Annotated in this window: 14 protein-coding genes; 7 read left to right on the forward strand and 7 right to left on the reverse strand. The window is 70.0% G+C overall.

Annotated features, from left to right (window positions below):
• Window positions 1–7 precede the first annotated feature (7 nt).
• The 6 genes from KGA65_RS19305 to KGA65_RS19330 are packed head-to-tail and all read right to left on the reverse strand — an operon-like array spanning window position 8 to window position 5470.
• Window positions 8–835: an ankyrin repeat domain-containing protein gene (locus KGA65_RS19305; RefSeq protein ID WP_225864757.1), complete on the reverse strand. Its 828-nt coding sequence runs from the start codon at window positions 833–835 to the stop codon at window positions 8–10.
• Window positions 832–2529, reverse strand: coding sequence for a nitroreductase family protein (locus KGA65_RS19310; RefSeq protein WP_225864758.1), 1698 nt, complete (start codon window positions 2527–2529; stop codon window positions 832–834). Before KGA65_RS19310 ends, KGA65_RS19305 begins: the two co-directional genes overlap by 4 nt.
• A complete protein-coding gene (gene draG, locus KGA65_RS19315) occupies window positions 2522–3463 on the reverse strand; it encodes an ADP-ribosyl-[dinitrogen reductase] hydrolase (RefSeq protein WP_225864759.1) in 942 nt (313 codons plus the stop codon). Before draG ends, KGA65_RS19310 begins: the two co-directional genes overlap by 8 nt.
• On the reverse strand, window positions 3456–4304 hold the full coding sequence (locus tag KGA65_RS19320) for an NAD(+)--dinitrogen-reductase ADP-D-ribosyltransferase (protein WP_225864760.1): 849 nt from the start codon (window positions 4302–4304) through the stop codon (window positions 3456–3458). Before KGA65_RS19320 ends, draG begins: the two co-directional genes overlap by 8 nt.
• Before the next feature lie 18 nt (window positions 4305–4322).
• The gene (locus KGA65_RS19325) at window positions 4323–4913 is read right to left on the reverse strand and encodes a hypothetical protein (RefSeq protein WP_225864761.1); all 591 of its coding nucleotides are present in this window, start codon (window positions 4911–4913) and stop codon (window positions 4323–4325) included.
• Window positions 4910–5470 carry a group II truncated hemoglobin gene (locus KGA65_RS19330; RefSeq protein WP_310740993.1) on the reverse strand — a complete coding sequence of 187 codons (561 nt, stop codon included), beginning with the start codon at window positions 5468–5470 and terminating at the stop codon, window positions 4910–4912. Before KGA65_RS19330 ends, KGA65_RS19325 begins: the two co-directional genes overlap by 4 nt.
• A 429-nt stretch (window positions 5471–5899) precedes the next feature.
• Between KGA65_RS19330 and nifH the strand changes: the two genes are divergently transcribed.
• The 6 genes from nifH to KGA65_RS19360 all read left to right on the forward strand — a co-directional run bounded on the left by nifH (window position 5900) and on the right by KGA65_RS19360 (window position 14015).
• The gene (gene nifH / locus KGA65_RS19335) at window positions 5900–6781 is read left to right on the forward strand and encodes a nitrogenase iron protein (protein WP_225864762.1); all 882 of its coding nucleotides are present in this window, start codon (window positions 5900–5902) and stop codon (window positions 6779–6781) included.
• A gap of 86 nt (window positions 6782–6867) precedes the next feature.
• The gene (gene nifD / locus KGA65_RS19340; RefSeq protein WP_225864763.1) at window positions 6868–8334 is read left to right on the forward strand and encodes a nitrogenase molybdenum-iron protein alpha chain; all 1467 of its coding nucleotides are present in this window, start codon (window positions 6868–6870) and stop codon (window positions 8332–8334) included.
• Window positions 8335–8384: 50 nt separating this feature from the next.
• Window positions 8385–9944: a nitrogenase molybdenum-iron protein subunit beta gene (gene nifK, locus KGA65_RS19345; protein WP_225864764.1), complete on the forward strand. Its 1560-nt coding sequence runs from the start codon at window positions 8385–8387 to the stop codon at window positions 9942–9944.
• A 67-nt stretch (window positions 9945–10011) separates the two neighbouring features.
• A complete protein-coding gene (locus tag KGA65_RS19350; RefSeq protein ID WP_225864765.1) occupies window positions 10012–10329 on the forward strand; it encodes a hypothetical protein in 318 nt (105 codons plus the stop codon).
• A 13-nt stretch (window positions 10330–10342) separates the two neighbouring features.
• On the forward strand, window positions 10343–10828 hold the full coding sequence (locus KGA65_RS19355) for a hypothetical protein (protein WP_225864766.1): 486 nt from the start codon (window positions 10343–10345) through the stop codon (window positions 10826–10828).
• A gap of 124 nt (window positions 10829–10952) precedes the next feature.
• Window positions 10953–14015 carry a ligand-binding sensor domain-containing diguanylate cyclase gene (locus KGA65_RS19360; protein WP_225864767.1) on the forward strand — a complete coding sequence of 1021 codons (3063 nt, stop codon included), beginning with the start codon at window positions 10953–10955 and terminating at the stop codon, window positions 14013–14015.
• On the opposite strand, the gene KGA65_RS19365 is transcribed toward KGA65_RS19360, so the two are convergent.
• Window positions 14012–15829, reverse strand: a complete 1818-nt coding sequence (locus KGA65_RS19365) for a bifunctional metallophosphatase/5'-nucleotidase (protein WP_225864768.1) — start codon at window positions 15827–15829, stop codon at window positions 14012–14014. The genes KGA65_RS19360 and KGA65_RS19365 overlap by 4 nt on opposite strands.
• Before the next feature lie 142 nt (window positions 15830–15971).
• Between KGA65_RS19365 and KGA65_RS19370 the strand changes: the two genes are divergently transcribed.
• A complete protein-coding gene (locus KGA65_RS19370) occupies window positions 15972–17129 on the forward strand; it encodes a methyl-accepting chemotaxis protein (protein ID WP_375142657.1) in 1158 nt (385 codons plus the stop codon).
• The last annotated feature ends 2 nt before the right edge of the window (window positions 17130–17131 follow it).

Consider the following 17131-nt stretch of genomic DNA (forward strand, 5'->3'; position numbering starts at 1 on the left):
TTCTCCTTCAGGCGGCTTGCCGGGTGGCGCTGCGCAGCAGGCGCAGGCACTCGATCGTGGCGGCCATGTCCAGGGCGCTGAAGTCGTCCTGCGTGCGCCGGTGCGGGTCGGCGCCCAGGGCCAGCAGGGTGGCCACCACCTCGGCCTTGCCGGCCGAGGCGGCGTACATCAGCGCCGTGGCGCCGGTCAGGTTGGCATGGTCGAGCGGCACACCGTGCGCCGCCAGCGCGCGGATCAACCCCGGCTCGCCGTTCACGCAGGCCAGCCACAGGGCGTTGTTGCCGTCGCCGTTGGTGGCGTCCAGCGGCACGTCCAGGGCCAGCAGGGCGTCCAGCGTGTGGTGGGCGCCGCGCCAGGCGGCGTGCATCAGTGGGGTGTTGCCGTGCGGGCCAGGCGCCGCGGGCTGACCGGGGTCGAAGCCGTTGGCCGCCAGCCAGGTGGCCAGCTCGGCCGGCACCGGGCCGGCGGCGGGGGCCGGGGTGGCCGGGGGGAACACCGCTTCCAGCGGCTGCGGGCCGTAGAGGCGACCACCGCCATCCACCGCGCTCCAGCCACCGATCAGGTCGGCCACCTCGGTGAAACCGAAGTCGGTGAACATGCCGGCCCAGGTTTGGCTGGCGTTGCCGTGGTAGCAGTAGATGAACACCGGCCGGCTCTTGCGCTCGCGCATCAGCAGGGTCTCGTGGTTGCGACCGTCCAGCCGGGTACAGCCGGCCAGGTGGCTCATCGCGTGATGCCGGGCCTCGCGGGCGTCCAGGATCAGCGCATCGGGCCGGGCCTGCAGCCAGGCGCCGGCCTGGGCCGGCGTCAGGCGTTGAAAGTGGTGATCGTTCATGGGGTGCTCCTGTCTGCGGCGTCGGCCAGGCGCTGGGGCCTGGCCGGCAGGTGGGCATAGGGCGCGGTGGTGGCGATGCGGGCATCGACCAGCGGGCGTCCGATCGTGAAGTGGTAGACCGACTGCAGCGGGGCCTGGGCCGCGGCGGTGGGCGTCAGGCCGATCAGCTGGTGCAGCGCGTCGTCAAAGAAGCAGCCGATGCCGGTGCCGGCCAGGCCCATCGCTTCGGCTTGCAGGTACAGCACCTGGCCCAGCAGACCGGCCTCCATCAGCCGCTCTCGGTAGGCCCAGGGCGTGGGCAGGGGCTGGAACTCGGCCAGCAGCGCGAAGCCCAGGACGGCGTCCGAACCCAGCGCCTGGTGGCAGTTGAGGGTGCGCAGCGTGCCGGCCAGCGCGGGGTTGGCGGCCAGGCGCCACAACGGCAGCTCGGCCGGAGCGTCTGGCACCGGGGCCCAGTCCATCGACACCGGCAGCTGGCGGCGCAGCAGCGTGGCGCCGCCTTCGCTGCGCGGCAGCAGGTAGGCGCCGGGTGCCAGGCCGTCCACGCGATGGGCGAAGAGCAGCAGGTGCACATGGTCGGCCACCGGCAGGGCCGAGAAGGGCAACTGGCCGGGCAGCAGGGCCTGCAGCAGCGGCCACAGGGCGCTGGCGTCCAGCCGGGCCTGGGCATCGAAGCGCTGGGCACTGCGGCGCCGGCGGATCAGCGTGGCGGCGTGCCGGGGATCGCCAAGCGTGACGGGGGAGGGCGGGCGGAGCGGGCGCACGCTGTTTTCGGCCGTGGCGGGCGCTTCCGTGGGGCGGGTGGCGGCCAGGGCCTGGTCGATCACCGGCCAGCGGTACATGGGGTGGGCATCCAGCCGGTTGGCGTGGCCGTGCCACAGTGGCTGGTGCGGCCACAGGCCTGGCAGCGGGGCGGGCGACTGGCCGGGCGGGCAGAGCTCGAACAGCAGCTCGGGCTCCTCGCGTTCGGCGCCACCGGGGAAGTCGCCGTCGCGGTCCAGGCCCAGCCAGGCGGCCAATTCGTGGGCGGCCACGGGGCGGGGCTGCAGGGCCCAGCCCTGCAGCGCGGCGGCGTAGGCCAGGGCACCGGCGGCATGGCCGGCGTCCAGCAGACAGTAGCGCAGCGCGCGCTCACCGTACTTCCAGGCCTCGCGCCAGGCGATGCTGCTGAGCGCGACGAAGACACGCGGCGTCGCATCGCCCGCGTCGGCTGGCCGGGCGGCCCGCAGCTCCAGCGCGTGTTCATGCGGCGCATAGTGGTGCACCCCGTCGGGCAGGCCGGCCACACCCTGGCACAGCAGCCAGCCCTCGGTGGGGTGCAGGTTGCCGCTGGAGGGGTTGATGCGCACCGACCAGCGGTCGGGGCCGGCCTGCTTCCAGGCGGCCAGGGCCAGGCTCAGCTCGAAGAAGGCGCCCAGGCTGTCCAGGCCAAAGGCCTGGGCCGGCGCAGCACCGGGTGTGCCCAGGGCGGTCCAGGGCGTGGCCGGCTCCTGGGTCAGCAGGGGCAGCGGGGTCAGCGGCGCGCCCCGGTAGCGGCGGAAGGGATCGGGCTGGGCGTCCCAGTCCAGGGTCTCGGGGCCGTTGGCGTAGCGTTCCAGCCGGTGCTTGGTGCGCTCGTGGTAGGCCGCGGCCAGCGCGCAGCGGCTGACGCGCTCGGTGTCGCTCAGGCGGGCTGCGGTGGTGGTGTCAGGCATGGGCGGCCTCCGACAGGCGTTGGGCCAGGGCCAGCAGCCCACTGGTCTGGTCGGTGATCGCCTGCACGATGGCGGGCTGCAGGCGCTGCAGCCAGCGTGGCGGCAGGCCACTGGCGCCGCAGCGGGCGCCGGCCAGCATGCCGGCCAGGGCGCCGGTGGTGTCGGCGTCGTCGCCCTGGTTCACGGTGGCCACCAGCGCATCCTCGAAGAAGCCGTGCAGCGTCACATGGTGCAACACCGTCTGCACGGTGTCCACCACATAGGCGGTGGCGCGGCCGGGGTAGGGCGTGAAGCGGAAGGCGGGTTGGGTGCTCACCCACTGCAGGGCCGTCTGGTTGAGCAGCGTGGGATCGTCACTGCTCAGCTGGTTGCGCAGCAGATGGCCCAGGCCCAGCGTGGCCGCGTCGGACAGCGGGTGGTGGTGCGTGATGTGGGCCTGGGCCAGCGAGAGCTGCTCGAACAGGGCATCGTCGCCCAGCGTGGCCAGCGCCGCGGGCAGGTTGCGCATCAGCGCGCCATTGCCGCCGTCGCCCTCGTTGAGGGGCCCGGCCAGCGTGCCGTCGTGCAGATACCGCAGGATGCCGCGGCGGCAGGTGTGGCCGCAGTCCACCGGCTTGCCGCGCCACCAGCGCACGTAAGCGTCGGCGATGCCGCGCGTCAGGCCGGTGTCGCCATGGGCCAGGCCGCGCAGACCCTCTTCGCCCCCCAGCAGCAGTGCATCGCCCAGGGCCAGGCTCATCGTGGTGTCGTCGGTCACCTGGCCGCGGGCCAGGCGCAGCCAGCCGCCGCCGACGATGTCGCGGTGCACGCCGTACTGGGCCTGGATCTCGCGCGGGCGCATGAACTCGACGGTGGCGCCCAGCGCGTCGCCGATGGCCAGGCCCAGGTAGGCGCCCAGGGCCTTGTCGTAGAGCCGGCCGTCCCAGTCAGACATGGACGATCTCCACGTTCACATCGCCGCCCAGGGCCAGCACCTCCTGCTCGCCCTGCAGCACCTGGCCCGGCAGCAGGCCGGGAAAGACCAGCAGCTTGCAGGCCGGCAAGGCGGTGCGAAAGACCGTGTCGCCGAAGCAGCCGGCCTCGGTGGCGTCCAGGCTGAAGGAGACCAGATTGTTCAGACGCAGCGTGCCCTGGCGGCGCAGCGGGCCAGCGCCGACGCGCTGTTCCTCGCTCAGCAGGGTGCCGCGCCAGAGCGTGATGTGGCGCGCGCCGGGTGCACTGTGGCCGGGGATGCCGAAGCGCGCCAGCGCCCACTGGCAGAACTCGTAGAGCAGGTCGAGCTGCTGGTGGATGTTGTTGTTGTGGTAACGGCTGGCGGCCTTCTCTTCCAGGTAGCGCACCCAGGCCGGCGAAGGGAAGCGCCCCAGCGGCGCGCGGTGGAAGCGCGGCACCAGGCCGAAGCGGCTTTCCACCCAGCCCTTGAGCACCGCGCCGGCCGGGCCGTTGGCGTCCATGCCCCAGCCCTGCAGCAGCTTGCGCCAGCTGCTGCGCCAGCGTCGCTGTTCGGCCGGGCCCAGCCGGGCCAGCTCGGCCGCGTCGGGTTTGCGCAGGCCGAAGGCGGTGCCCAGGTAGTGGTCGAACATCTCGCGCGCCTCGTTCAGGTGGTCGGCGCGCGCCAGCAGCGCGAAGAGGCCCGGGTGGGCCTCGCGTGTGCCGGCGATGTGCAGGGCCTGGGGATGCGCATGAAAGGCCACGCTGGCCAGCACCGGGGCGGGCACGCCGACCAGGTTGGTGCTGTACCAGCGGTGCGGTTGCTCATCGTCCACCTCGGCCATGCCTGCCCTGCGGGGACATCAGACGGGTCTGTTTTCGTACAGGTTGCGCACGGGGCCCATCAGCGCCAGGCCTTCCTCGTAGCTGATCTTCGGGAAGCTGTCGCTGAACTGCAGGGCCTTGTCGGCCACGGCGTCGGTCTTGCCGGCGGTGTCGAGCTTCTTGAGGTCGCCCTTGTCGATGTAGAGCAGCTGCAGCAGCTCGTTGTAGACGGTGGATTCGTCGATTGGCAGGATGTAGAAGGTCGCGCCGCCGTACTCGCACTGGTACTTCTTCGAGATGTCGATGTTGTCGACGAAGAGGAAGTACTTGCCGGTGGGCGAGAGCGTGTCGCCCAGCACCTCGGCCAGCATCTTCAGGTACTCGAAGCTCAGCAGGAAGCCGGCCAGGAAGGGGAGGGTGCTCTCGCCGGCCTGGGCCACCGCGATCACCTGGTCCGAGGAGATCTCCGGCGGGCGGGCCTCGTCGGCCAGCTTGGCCTGGAACTTCAGCGCGATGTCACCGCGGAAGCCGAAGCGGCCGGGCTTGTGGGTGGCGGCCTTGAGCACGCTGTTGAGCAGGCGGCCTTCGGACTCAAGACGGGCGAAGGCGGTTTCCTGGATGGTGGTCATGTCGAACTCCGGGTGGGGGGTGGAACAGTTGCGGCAGGGGAAACGGACACCCCGGCGGCGGCCGCCGACGCATGCGTGGCCGGGGTGGCATGGGGGGCGACTTCCATCGGCCGGCCGGGGTGCGGGCGGGTGGCGCCGCCGTCCTCGGTGTTGCGGATGAAGTCGGCGATCTTCCAGAAGGCGGCGTCCAGCTCGGCGCGCAGGCCTTCGTTGTCAATGCACTCGGCCAAGGCCTGGCGCATGCAGGCCATCCAGGCGTCACGCGCGGCGGCGTCGATGGCAAAGGGCTGGTGGCGCCGGCGCAGCATCGGGCTGCCGCGCTGGCCGCTGTAGTCCTTGGGGCCGCCCATCCATTCGCACAGGTACTGCACCAACACGGCCTTGGTGGGGCTCAGGTCGGGCTCGTGCATCGCGCGGATGGTGGCGGCCTCGGGCCGGGTGTCCATCGCGCGGTAGAAGGCGTCGACCAGGCGCACCACGGTGTCACGGCCGCCCACGCGCGCCCAGTGCGGGTTGGCGGGGGGAGCCGGTCGGACGGGGAGGGCGGGCGTGTTCATGCGGCCGAAGACTGCAAACCCCGTACCACCCCGAGCGGTGCCGTGCCCGGAAGGGCCGGGGCGTTCGCCAAACCCCTGTGTTTCCCTGGGAGAACGCCTGCGTTGCGCGTGCGCGAGGCCGGTCGGGCCTGGCGCGTTCGGGCTGCGACAGGCTCACGTCGCGAACCTGTCTTTGTCGGGTTTCAAACATTCCCTGTCAGGCTGGCTTATCGCCGGTCAAGGCGATTTTTCCCAAGCAAAAACAAGCACTTGCATGTTGCGGGTCAACATGGCACGGCCGTTGCAATGACGAGGCTGCGCGGCACCCGTGTAAGTCCCGACGAGGCTTCAGAAGAAGACCCATAGAGGCACCCAAGGCTGCATCGAGATCGCGACAAACGCATGAGCCCTCAACCTCGGTTTCGCTAGATCACTTACTTGGAGATAGCAATGGCTGCACTTCGTCAAATCGCCTTCTACGGCAAGGGTGGCATCGGCAAGTCCACCACCTCGCAGAACACCCTGGCCGCTCTGGCCGAAATGGGTCAGAAGATCCTCATCGTCGGCTGCGACCCCAAGGCCGACTCGACCCGCCTGATCCTGCACGCCAAGGCCCAGGACACCATCCTGTCGCTGGCCGCGGAAGCCGGCTCGGTGGAGGATCTGGAGCTGGAAGACGTCATGAAGATCGGGTATCGCGACATCCGTTGCGTGGAATCCGGTGGCCCGGAACCCGGCGTGGGCTGCGCCGGCCGTGGCGTGATCACCTCGATCAACTTCCTGGAAGAGAACGGCGCCTACGACGGCGTGGACTATGTGTCCTACGACGTGCTGGGTGACGTGGTGTGCGGCGGCTTCGCCATGCCCATCCGCGAGAACAAGGCTCAGGAAATCTACATCGTGATGTCCGGCGAGATGATGGCCATGTACGCGGCCAACAACATCTCCAAGGGTATTCTGAAGTACGCCAACAGCGGCGGTGTGCGCCTGGGCGGCCTGGTCTGCAACGAGCGCCAGACCGACAAGGAACTGGAACTGGCCCAGTCGCTGGCCGGCAAGCTGGGCAGCCGCCTGATCCACTTCGTGCCGCGCGACAACATCGTGCAGCACGCCGAGCTGCGCCGCATGACCGTGATCGAGTACGCCCCGGACAGCAAGCAGGCTGCCGAGTACCGCACGCTGGCCCAGAAGGTGCACGCCAACGCTGGCAACGGCACCATCCCCACCCCCATCACCATGGACGAGCTGGAAGACCTGCTGATGGAGCACGGGATCATGAAGTCCATTGACGAGTCGCAAGTCGGCAAGACCGCCGCCGAACTGGCCGCCTGATCACGGCCTTGGCTCGCACCGGGCGGCGGTCGTCGCCGCCGCCCGGTGCCCCAACCCCCGCGCTGGAACCTGACGGAGCATCCACCATGAGCATCACTGTTGAAGACCGCAAGGCCGAGAACAAGGCCCTGATCGACGAAGTCCTGAAGGCCTATCCCGAAAAGATGGCCAAGCGTCGTGCCAAGCACCTGGGCACCTACGAAGAGGGCAAGCCCGACTGCGGCGTGAAGTCCAACATCAAGTCGCTGCCGGGTGTGATGACCATCCGCGGCTGCGCGTACGCCGGTTCCAAGGGCGTGGTGTGGGGCCCGATCAAGGACATGATCCACATCTCCCACGGCCCGGTGGGCTGCGGCCAGTACAGCTGGGCCGCCCGCCGCAACTACTACATCGGCGTGACCGGTGTGGACACCTTCGTGACGATGCAGTTCACCTCCGACTTCCAGGAGAAGGACATCGTCTTCGGCGGTGACAAGAAGCTCGACAAGATCATCGACGAGATCCAGGACCTGTTCCCGCTGAACAAGGGCATCTCGATCCAGTCGGAATGCCCGATCGGCCTGATCGGCGACGACATCGAGGCGGTCTCGAAGAAGAAGTCCAAGGAATACGAAGGCAAGACCATCGTGCCGGTGCGCTGCGAAGGCTTCCGCGGCGTGTCCCAATCGCTGGGCCACCACATCGCCAACGACGCGATCCGCGACTGGGTCTTCGACAAGACCGACCCCAACAAGCGTCCCGAGTTCGTCTCCACCCCGTATGACGTGGCCATCATCGGTGACTACAACATCGGTGGCGATGCCTGGGCCAGCCGCATCCTGCTCGAAGAGATGGGCCTGCGCGTGATCGCCCAGTGGTCCGGCGACGGCACCATCGCCGAGCTGGAGAACACCCCCAAGGCCAAGCTCAACGTGCTGCACTGCTACCGCTCGATGAACTACATCTCGCGGCACATGGAAGAGAAGTACGGCATTCCCTGGGTGGAATACAACTTCTTCGGCCCGAGCATGATCGAGAAGAGCCTGCGCGAGATCGCCAGCCACTTCGACGACACGATCAAGGCCAACGCCGAGAAGGTCATCGCCAAGTACCGCCCGATGGTGGATGCGGTGATCGCCAAGTACAAGCCGCGCCTGCAGGGCAAGAAGGTCATGCTGTACGTGGGCGGCCTGCGTCCGCGCCACGTGATCGGCGCCTACGAGGACCTGGGCATGGAAGTGGTCGGTACGGGCTACGAGTTCGCCCACAACGACGACTACCAGCGCACCACCCACTACATCAAGGACGGCACGCTGATCTATGACGACGTGACCGGCTACGAGTTCGAGAAGTTCGTCGAGAAGGTCCAGCCGGACCTGGTCGGTTCGGGCATCAAGGAAAAGTACGTCTTCCAGAAGATGGGCGTGCCCTTCCGTCAGATGCACAGCTGGGACTACTCCGGCCCGTACCACGGCTATGACGGCTTCGCCATCTTCGCCCGTGACATGGACATGGCCATCTCCAGCCCGATCTGGGGCCTGTCCAAGTCGCCCTTCAAGAAGAAGGCGGCTTGAAGCCCGGCTCGCCCCCTGCCCATCCAACCTGAATCGTCTGGAGCGCCACCATGCCTCAAAACGCCGACAAGGTCATTGACCACGAAATGCTGTTCCGCGAGCCGGAATACCAGGAGCTGTTCAAGAACAAGAAGGAGAACTTCGAGTTCAACCACAGCGATGCCAAGGTCCAGGAGATCCGCGACTGGACCAAGTCCCGCGAGTACATGGAGAAGAACTTCGCCCGTGACTCGCTGGTCGTCAACCCCGCCAAGGCCTGCCAGCCGTTGGGCGCGGTCTATGTGGCCAATGGCTTCCACAAGACCCTGTCCTTCGTGCACGGCTCGCAAGGCTGCGTGGCCTACTACCGCTCGCACTTCAGCCGCCACTTCAAGGAGCCGACCAGCTGCGTGTCGTCGTCGATGACGGAAGACGCCGCCGTGTTCGGTGGCATGAACAACATGATCGACGGCCTGGCCAACACCTACAACCTCTACAAGCCGGACATGATCGCCGTCTCGACGACCTGCATGGCCGAGGTGATCGGTGACGACCTGGACGCCTTCATCAAGAACAGCAAGCAGAAGGGCTCGATCCCGGCCGACTTCGATGTGCCGTTCGCCCACACCCCGGCCTTCGTCGGTAGCCACATCACCGGCTACGACAACGCGCTGCTGGGCGTGCTCAAGCACTTCTGGGACGGCAAGGCCGGCACCGCCGAGCCGCTGACCCGCGTGCCGGATGCGTCGATCAACTTCATCGGCGGCTTCGACGGCTTCGTGGTCGGCAACATGCGCGAAGTCAAGCGCATCTTCGACCTGTTCGGTGCGGACTACAACATCATCTGCGACCCGTCCGAGGTGTGGGACACCCCCACCGATGGCGAATTCCGGATGTACGAAGGCGGCACCACCAAGGAAACGGTCGAGAAGGCCCTGAACGCCAAGGCCACCATCGTCTTCCAGGAGTTCTGCGCCGAGAAGACGATCAAGTACCTGAAGGAGAAGGGCCAGGAGGTCGTGGTGCTGAACTGCCCGGTGGGCGTGGCCGGCACCGACCGCTTCATCCAGGCCATCGCCGACCTGACCGGCAAGGATGTGCCCGAGCAGCTGATCAAGGAACGCGGCCGCCTGGTGGATGCCATGGCCGACAGCCAGGCCCACCTGCACGGCAAGCGCTTCGCGATGTACGGCGATCCGGACCAGCTGCTGGGCCTGACCGAGTTCATCCTGGAGCTGGGCGCCGAGCCGGCTCACGTGCTGTCCACCAACGGTACCGAAGACTGGGCCGGCAAGGTCCAGAAGCTCTTCGACGCCTCGCCCTACGGCGCCGGCTGCAAGGCCTACCCCAAGCGCGACCTGTGGCACATGCGCAGCCTGATGAACGTGGAGCCGGTGGACTTCCTGATCGGCAACACCTACGGCAAGTACCTGGAGCGCGACACCGGCACGCCGCTGATCCGCATGGTGTTCCCGATCTTCGACCGTCACCACTACCACCGCTTCCCCACCTGGGGCTACGAGGGTGCGCTGCGCACGCTGGTGATGTTCCTGGACGAGTTCTTCGAGACCCTGGACGCCAACACCATCGTCCCGGGCAAGACGGACTACAGCTACGACATCATCCGCTGAACGCGGACCGCGGCCCACGGGTGACCGTGGGCCGCAGCCGCTCCTCTTCGATCAAAGGTGGCACAGCATGGACAAGGTACTCGTCAAGACCACTCTGGACGGCCGCGCCGTCGAGGTCATCAACGGCTGGGTCTGTCTCGCGGGTCAGCCGGAGACCGACGAGGTCGTCGTGCTGGAGGAGCACCCCAACCGCCAGGCCATCCTGAAGGCGGTGCCCAACGCCACGCACATGGCCGGGCGGTTGCCGCTGACGATGCCGGAGGCCTCGGTGGCCCAGGCCGCCCTGCGTCGCCACCATGACCGTTTCGACGGCTCGGCGCTGGCGGTGTCCGAGCGCATGCGCCAGGCGGCCTGGAAGAAGGTGTTCGCCGAAGGCGCCGAGTGAACGGGAGGCGGCCATGATCTTCGTGGTCGAACAGCCGGACAGCACGCCCGCCCGCTGCTGGTTCGCTTATGACGCCGACGACTTCCTGCGCAAGGTCTGCACCGAAGACACGCTGGAGCCCTGGGCGGTGCACGACGTCATCACCGCCCGCGAGTTGCTGGCGCTGACCGAGCGCACCCCCGACAGCCCGGACGCCCGTAGCGCCTGCCCGGCCATCTGCGCCCTGGCGGACACGCATGGCTGGGACACGCCGCTCTACCGCGCCGACCACCTGCTGGGGGCCGGCCAGCTGCGGCCCGAGCCGGTGACGCCGCTGGAGGCCGGCCTGGCGGCACTGCAGGCCCGCGGCGGGCAGTGGCGGGTCTATGGCCACGAGGACGTGGCGCTGGCCGCGGTGGACGCGCCCGACGCCTTGTTCGACGCCCCCGGCGGCTGGCGGGCCCGCTGGGCCCTGCGCGAGCAGCTGATCGCCGTGGAAGCGCTGGCCGACGACCATTGACGCCGGGCCCGCGTCCGGGCTCAGTTTTTTCCTGCGGCGGTCGATAGCAGTGGAGAATTCCCTGCTTTCCGGTGGGAGGGGTGCGGTCTGCCCGCGCCGAGTCCTCCACCCAACCCCGCTGCGCATGTTCCGAGGTCTTGCCGTTGTCCTGTGGATGGCGCTGTCCTGCCTGACAGCGCTGGCGGCGCCATTGGGCCGCTGGAGCGGCTGGGACGACCGCCTGTTCCAGCGCGTCACCAGCGCCACCGGCGAGCCCAACGACCTGGGCGTGATGGCCATGGCCCAGGACCCGGTCGGCTTCCTGTGGGTGGGCACGCAGCAGGGCCTGGTCCGCTGGGACGGCTACCGCCTGCGCACCTATTCCGCGGACCTGAGCCAGCCCCACGGCCTGCCCGATGGCTTCATCCAGTCGCTCTGGGTCGCCCCCGAGGGTACGTTGTGGATCGGCACCGTCGCCCATGGTCTGGTGCGCTACCGTCCCCACAGCGATGACTTCGAATCCGTCGGGCTTGGCCCGCACGGCCTGCGCCATGTGGGGGTGAATGTCATCGCCGGCGCGCCGCAAGGCTGCCTGTGGGTGGGCACGGGCGCCGGGCTGGACCGGCTGGACCCCACCACCGGCCGGGCCGAGCGGGTGGTGCTGAACCCCGGGCGCACCGAGGACCCCGCCGTGCAGGCGGTGCTGACCGACCGGTCCGGGCAGCTGTGGATCGGCTCCGACGCGGGCCTGTTCCGGGCCGCGGCCGATGGCCGGGGCGTGGCCCGCTACCCTTTGCCCGGCACGGGCGACACACCTCGGATCAGCCGGCTGATGGAGGACCAGCGGGGCCGGCTCTGGATCGCGGTCGACCACCAGGGCCTGTGGGTGCTGGACCTGGCCCAGGGCAGCCTGCGCCGGGTCGAGAGCCGGAGCGTGGACGCGGCCGCGGGCCTGGACCAGCAGACCGTGCGCTCGCTGGTGGAATCCGGCGACGGGCAGGTCTGGGTGGGCACCCGCAGCAACGGCCTGGTGCTGGTGGACGAGAACAACCTGACCTTGCGGCGCATCCACCGCAACGCGACCAGCGCCTTCGGCCTGGACAGCGAGGCCATCTGGTCCCTGTTTCGCGACCGCTCCGGCATCCTCTGGGTCGGCACCTCGCGCAGCTTGCTGCGCCACAACCTGCAGGCCACCTTCGTCCACACCGTGTTTGGCGGGGACGGACCGCGCGATACCTTGCGCAGCGAGGATGTGCTCGCGGTCATCCCGACGCCCGACGGCCGCATCTGGCTGGGGGTGGGCACCGAAGGGGTCGACATCGTCGATCCGGCGCAGGGGGTGGTGGCCACCTTGCGCCCCGACATGAAACACCCGCTCGCCGCCTTGCCGCCCGAGCGCGTGCTGACCGGCCTGCCGCTGGAGCAGCGCGCCGAGGTGCTGCTGGGCACGCAAAAAGGCCTGTACCTGGCCGATCTGGCCGGCACGCGGGTGCGGCGGCTGGAGGTGCCGGGCCACCGGTCGGACGAGGAGGTGCAGGTGCTGGCCCGGGGCTGGAGCGGCATCTGGGTCGGCGGACCGGAGGGGCTGTGGCGGCTCACGCTGGACCGCCAGGGGCGACCCGAGGGTGCGCGGTGGGCCGTCGGCATGAGCGACCGCCGCATCAGCGCGATCACCCGGGCATCGCCGCACCGGATCTGGGTGGGCACCAACAGCGGCGTGAACCTCTATGACGAGCGCACCGGCCAGGTGCTTCACCTGGGGGCTGGAGGCCGTTGGCAGGACGCCGCCCTGGCGAGCGTCAATGTCACCTCGCTGGAGCTGGACCCGAAGGGGCGGCTCTGGGTGGCCACCGGCGGTACCGGCCTGTTCGTGGTCGACGCGCCCGAAAGCGATCATCCCCAGGTGCGCCACCTGGGCTCGGCGCAGGGCCTGCCCAAGGACTTCATCAACAAGGTGCTGCCCGATGACCTCGGCGGCGTCTGGGCCAGCACCGACCAGGGCATTGTGCAGATCGACCCGGCCACGCTGGCGGTGCGGGCCTACGGGGCCAAGGAAGGCGTGGCGCTGCTGCAATACTGGGCCGCCTCGGGCGCCCGCACGCCCCAGGGCGAGCTGATCTTCGGCGGCCTGGGGGGCATCAGCGTGGTGGTGCCCCAGGTCACCGAGTGGCGCACCTACCAGGCGCCGGTGGTGGCCACCGAGGTCTGGGTGGGCGGGCAGGCCCAGACCATGGGGCGCTTCAACCAGCCCGGGCAGGTGACCCGGCTGACGCTGCCTCCGGGGCAGCATGACCTGGCGGTGGAATTCGCCGCGCTGGACTACCTGGCGCCTTCATCCAACCGCTATGCCTACCGCCTGGACGGCTACGACGAGGATTGGATCCCGACCGATGCCAGCCGCCGCCGCGCTGCCTACACCAATCTGCCGCCGGGCGAGTACCGGCTGGAGCTGCGCGGCTCGAACGCCGACGGCTTGTGGTCGTCGCCGCCGATGGTGATCGACGTCGAGGTGCAGCCCGCCTGGTTCCAGCGGGTCGGCTTTCGCCTGCTGGCGGCGTTGCTGGGATTGGCCCTGCTGTGGGGGATGCTGCGGGTGCGCACGCTCTGGCTGACCCGCCGTCAGCATGAGCTGGAGCAACTGGTGGCCGAGCGCACGGCCGAGCTGGAGCAGCGCAGTGCCGAGCTGCAGCTGAGCCAGGCCAAGCTGGCCGAGATGGCCTACTTCGATGCGCTGACCGGCCTGCCCAACCGGCGCATGCTGGCCGAGCGCTTCGACCGCCTGGCCAGCACGGTGCGGCGCGAGGGCGAGGGCGGCTTTGCCCTGCTGCTGCTGGACCTGGACCGCTTCAAGCAGATCAACGACAGCCTGGGCCACGCGGCCGGCGATGCCCTGTTGCAGGCGGCTGCCGAGCGGCTGAAACAGGCCGTGCGGGAGGTGGACACGGTGGCCCGCATCGGCGGCGACGAGTTTGCGATCCTGCTCTCCGGGCTGACCGACCCGCACACGATCGAGCCGGTGTGCCGCCGCATCGTGCAGGCCTTCGAGCGCCCGGTGGTGTTCGGTGACGAGCCGATGAGCACCAGTGCCAGCATCGGTGTGGCCTGCTATCCGACCCAGGGACGCACGCTTGACGAGCTGTCGCGCCTGGCCGATGGCGCGCTCTACCGCGCCAAGGCGGCCGGGCGCAACACCTGGCGTTTTGCCTAGTCGGCCAGCGTGATGCGCGGCTGCGGGTCCGGGGCTGGCCCACGGGCCAGCTGCTCCACCAGGGCCTGCAGGTCCTGCACGCCGCCCAGCCGCTCACGGCCCGCGCGGAAACCGTGGAAACCGTCCCCGCCCTCGGCCAGGTAGCTGTTCACCACCACCCGCAGCGGCTGGTCCGGCGTGATCGGTTGGCCGTTGAGCCGCATCTCCTGCACACGCTGGCCCCGCGCGGCACTGCGCCGCCAGCGGTACTGCAGGCTGGCCGAGGGTTGCAGCCAGTGAGGCTCATCGTCGGCGCGGTGGGCCTGGTTTTCCAGCAAGGCCTTCAGCTCGGCGCCGGTCAGCGTCATCACCACCAGGCTGTTGCCGAAGGGCTGCAGGGTGAAGGCTTCGCCAAAGCTGACCGGGCAGGGGGGCGTGCCGTGGCACAGCAGGTCGCTGCGCAGCCCGCCCCGGTTGGTCAGCGCGATCTGCGCGCCGCCCAGGGCGGGGGCCCGGGTGGCGGCCAACTGGGCGTCGGCCACCAGCCGGCCCACGGTGCTGTCCGTCGCGCCGGCGCGGGTGAAGCTGCCGCCGATGCGGCCCACCGGCCGGTCGGCCTGCGGCGCGGCCAGTGCGGCATAGCGGGCCACCGTGGCAGCCACGCCGGCATCCTCGCGGGCCTGGGCCAGGGCGTCATGCCAGGGGGCGGGCGTGTCGGCCAGCACCCGCGCCCGCGCCGCGGCCGGGGTGTGGTCGTTGAGCACCGGCAGGTTGCGGCTGCGGGTGGCGGCCCGGTCCACGTCGCCGGTGACCGGGTCCAGCACCAGGTCCACCACGGCCAGGCCGCGGCCGTAGGAGCCGGCCTGCACCACCGGGCGGCCGTCGATCAGGCAGCGGTAGCCCTGGTGGGTGTGGGCCGAGAAGACCACGTCCACCGCCGGGGTGATGTGCCGGGCCATGTCGAAGATGGCGCCACTGGCGCCCGGGCAGCGCTCGTCGTTCCAGTCGCTGCGGTGGGCCGCGTCCAGCTCGCCCCCTTCGTGCACCAGGGCCACCAGGGCCTGCACCCCCTGGGCCTGCAGCGCGGCGGCGGTGCGGTTGATGGCCTCGGCCTCGTCGGTGAAGCGCAGCCCGGCCACGCCGGACGGCACGACGATGGCCGGGGTGTGGCGCGTCACCGCGCCGATGAAGCCCACCTTCACGCCGCCGATCGTGCGCACCAGGGCCGGGGCCAGCAGCGGCTGGCCGTCCGCCTGTTTCACGACATTGGCGGCCAGCAGCGGAAAGCGCGCCCCCGGGTAGGGGCCGGTGGCGCAGCTGCTCAGGGTGGGGTCGGCGGCCGCACACCCGCCCTTCAGCAGGCGCAACAGCTCGGTCTGGCCGGCGTCGAACTCGTGGTTGCCCGGAATGCCCAGGTCCAGCCCGATCTGGTTCATCACCGTCACGGTGGATTCGTGTCGGAACAGCGAGGACACCAGCGGCGCGGCCCCCACCAGGTCACCGCTGGACAGGAACAGGCTGTGCGGCACCTGGGCCCGCAGGGCCTGCACCAGCCCCGCCAGTGCCGGGGCGCCGCCGGTGGGGAGGCGCAGAGCCGGGCCGGCCGGGGCCGACGCCGACCAGGTCAGCGTGAGGTCCGCCTCTTCTTCGAGGTGGCCGTGGAAGTCGTTCACCGCCATCAGCCGCAGCGGGATGCCCGACGCTGCCGGCACCGGGGTGGAGGCCACGGGGGGCTGGGCACAGGCGGCCAGCGTCAGGGGCAGGAGGGCCAGCAGGCCGACCGGGCGGCGCCAGCGCAGGGACGGGATCGGCAGACGGGGCAGGAGGAGGCGCATGGCAGGGCGGTTCGTGGAACGGGGAGTGCGCATTGTGGGTCGGTGACGCACCGGTTTTGGCCGCCGGCGCCACTTCAGTCCCCCTGTCGGCCGCCGAAATGTCCGTCCAGAACCGCGCTTCACAACACAACCAAGGAGACCCATGCAAGTGCTCGACCGACTGAAACTGGGACGCCGCCTGGCGCTGGGCTACAGCGTTGTGATCGCACTGATGCTGCTGGTGGCCTGGCTGACCGCTGAGCAGATCGGCCAGAGCGAGCTGGCCCGGCAGGCGGCCCAGGCCGAGCAGGTCAGCCAGCATCTGGCGCGGGCCCGCGCCACGCTGTGGGGAGGCACCGGCCTGGGCGTGCTGCTGGCGGTGGCGATGGCCTGGAGCCTGGCACGCAGCCTCACCGCGCCGCTCAACCGCCTGCAGCAGGCGGCCCAGCGCATCGCCCAGGGTGACCTGAGCCACGAGGTGCCGACGATGGACGGTGCATCGGAGACCGCGCTGCTGACCCGTGACGTGGCGCAGATGCAGGAATCCCTGCGCCGCCTGGTCAGCCAGGCGCGTGCTGCGACGGACTCGATCGAGGTGGCCAGCCGCGAGGTGGCGGCCGGCAACACCGACCTGAGCGCCCGCACCGAGCAGACCGCGTCCAGCCTGCAGCAGACGGCGAGCTCGATGGAGCAGCTCACCGGCACCGTTCAGCACACCGCCGATGCGGCCCGGACGGCCAACCAGCTGGCCGGTGGCGCGGCCGGCGTGGCCCAGCAGGGCGGCGAGGTGATGCAGGCGGTGGTCAAGACCATGGGCGACATCCACCAGGCCAGCCAGAGGATCGCCGACATCATCGGCGTGATCGACGGCATTGCCTTCCAGACCAACATCCTGGCGCTGAACGCGGCCGTCGAGGCGGCCCGGGCCGGCGAGCAGGGCCGCGGCTTCGCGGTGGTGGCCGGTGAGGTGCGCTCGCTGGCCCAGCGCAGCGCCGAGGCCGCCAAGGAGATCAAGACCTTGATCGGCGCCAGTGTCGCGCAGGTGGAGAACGGCTCCCGTCTGGTCGGCGATGCGGGCCAGACCATCGGCAAGGTGGTCGACAGCGTCGGCCAGGTGCGCCGCATCGTCGGTGAGATCTCCACCGCCGCCGGCGAACAGAGCCAGGGCCTGGGCGAGGTGAACACCGCCGTGGCCCAGCTGGACCAGATGACCCAGCAGAACGCCGCGCTGGTGGAGCAGTCCGCCGCCGCGGCCGAGAGCCTGCGTCAGCAGGCCCGCCAGCTGGCGCAGGTGATCAGCGGCTTCCAGCTGCCGGCCTGAGG

Origin of the sequence: Ideonella benzenivorans, from assembly GCF_020387415.1 — a bacterium.
GTDB classification, from domain to species: Bacteria; Pseudomonadota; Gammaproteobacteria; order Burkholderiales; family Burkholderiaceae_C; genus Ideonella; species Ideonella benzenivorans.

Coding starts and splice junctions, on each gene's coding strand:
- KGA65_RS19330 (WP_310740993.1), bottom strand. CDS start 5,470: ATGAACACGCCCGCCCTCCCCGTCCGACCGGCTCCCCCCGCCAACCCG.
- nifH (WP_225864762.1), top strand. CDS start 5,900: ATGGCTGCACTTCGTCAAATCGCCTTCTACGGCAAGGGTGGCATCGGC.
- KGA65_RS19365 (WP_225864768.1), bottom strand. CDS start 15,829: ATGCGCCTCCTCCTGCCCCGTCTGCCGATCCCGTCCCTGCGCTGGCGC.
- KGA65_RS19325 (WP_225864761.1), bottom strand. CDS start 4,913: ATGACCACCATCCAGGAAACCGCCTTCGCCCGTCTTGAGTCCGAAGGC.
- KGA65_RS19370 (WP_375142657.1), top strand. CDS start 15,972: ATGCAAGTGCTCGACCGACTGAAACTGGGACGCCGCCTGGCGCTGGGC.
- KGA65_RS19310 (WP_225864758.1), bottom strand. CDS start 2,529: ATGCCTGACACCACCACCGCAGCCCGCCTGAGCGACACCGAGCGCGTC.
- KGA65_RS19350 (WP_225864765.1), top strand. CDS start 10,012: ATGGACAAGGTACTCGTCAAGACCACTCTGGACGGCCGCGCCGTCGAG.
- KGA65_RS19355 (WP_225864766.1), top strand. CDS start 10,343: ATGATCTTCGTGGTCGAACAGCCGGACAGCACGCCCGCCCGCTGCTGG.
- KGA65_RS19305 (WP_225864757.1), bottom strand. CDS start 835: ATGAACGATCACCACTTTCAACGCCTGACGCCGGCCCAGGCCGGCGCC.
- draG (WP_225864759.1), bottom strand. CDS start 3,463: ATGTCTGACTGGGACGGCCGGCTCTACGACAAGGCCCTGGGCGCCTAC.
- KGA65_RS19360 (WP_225864767.1), top strand. CDS start 10,953: ATGTTCCGAGGTCTTGCCGTTGTCCTGTGGATGGCGCTGTCCTGCCTG.
- nifK (WP_225864764.1), top strand. CDS start 8,385: ATGCCTCAAAACGCCGACAAGGTCATTGACCACGAAATGCTGTTCCGC.
- KGA65_RS19320 (WP_225864760.1), bottom strand. CDS start 4,304: ATGGCCGAGGTGGACGATGAGCAACCGCACCGCTGGTACAGCACCAAC.
- nifD (WP_225864763.1), top strand. CDS start 6,868: ATGAGCATCACTGTTGAAGACCGCAAGGCCGAGAACAAGGCCCTGATC.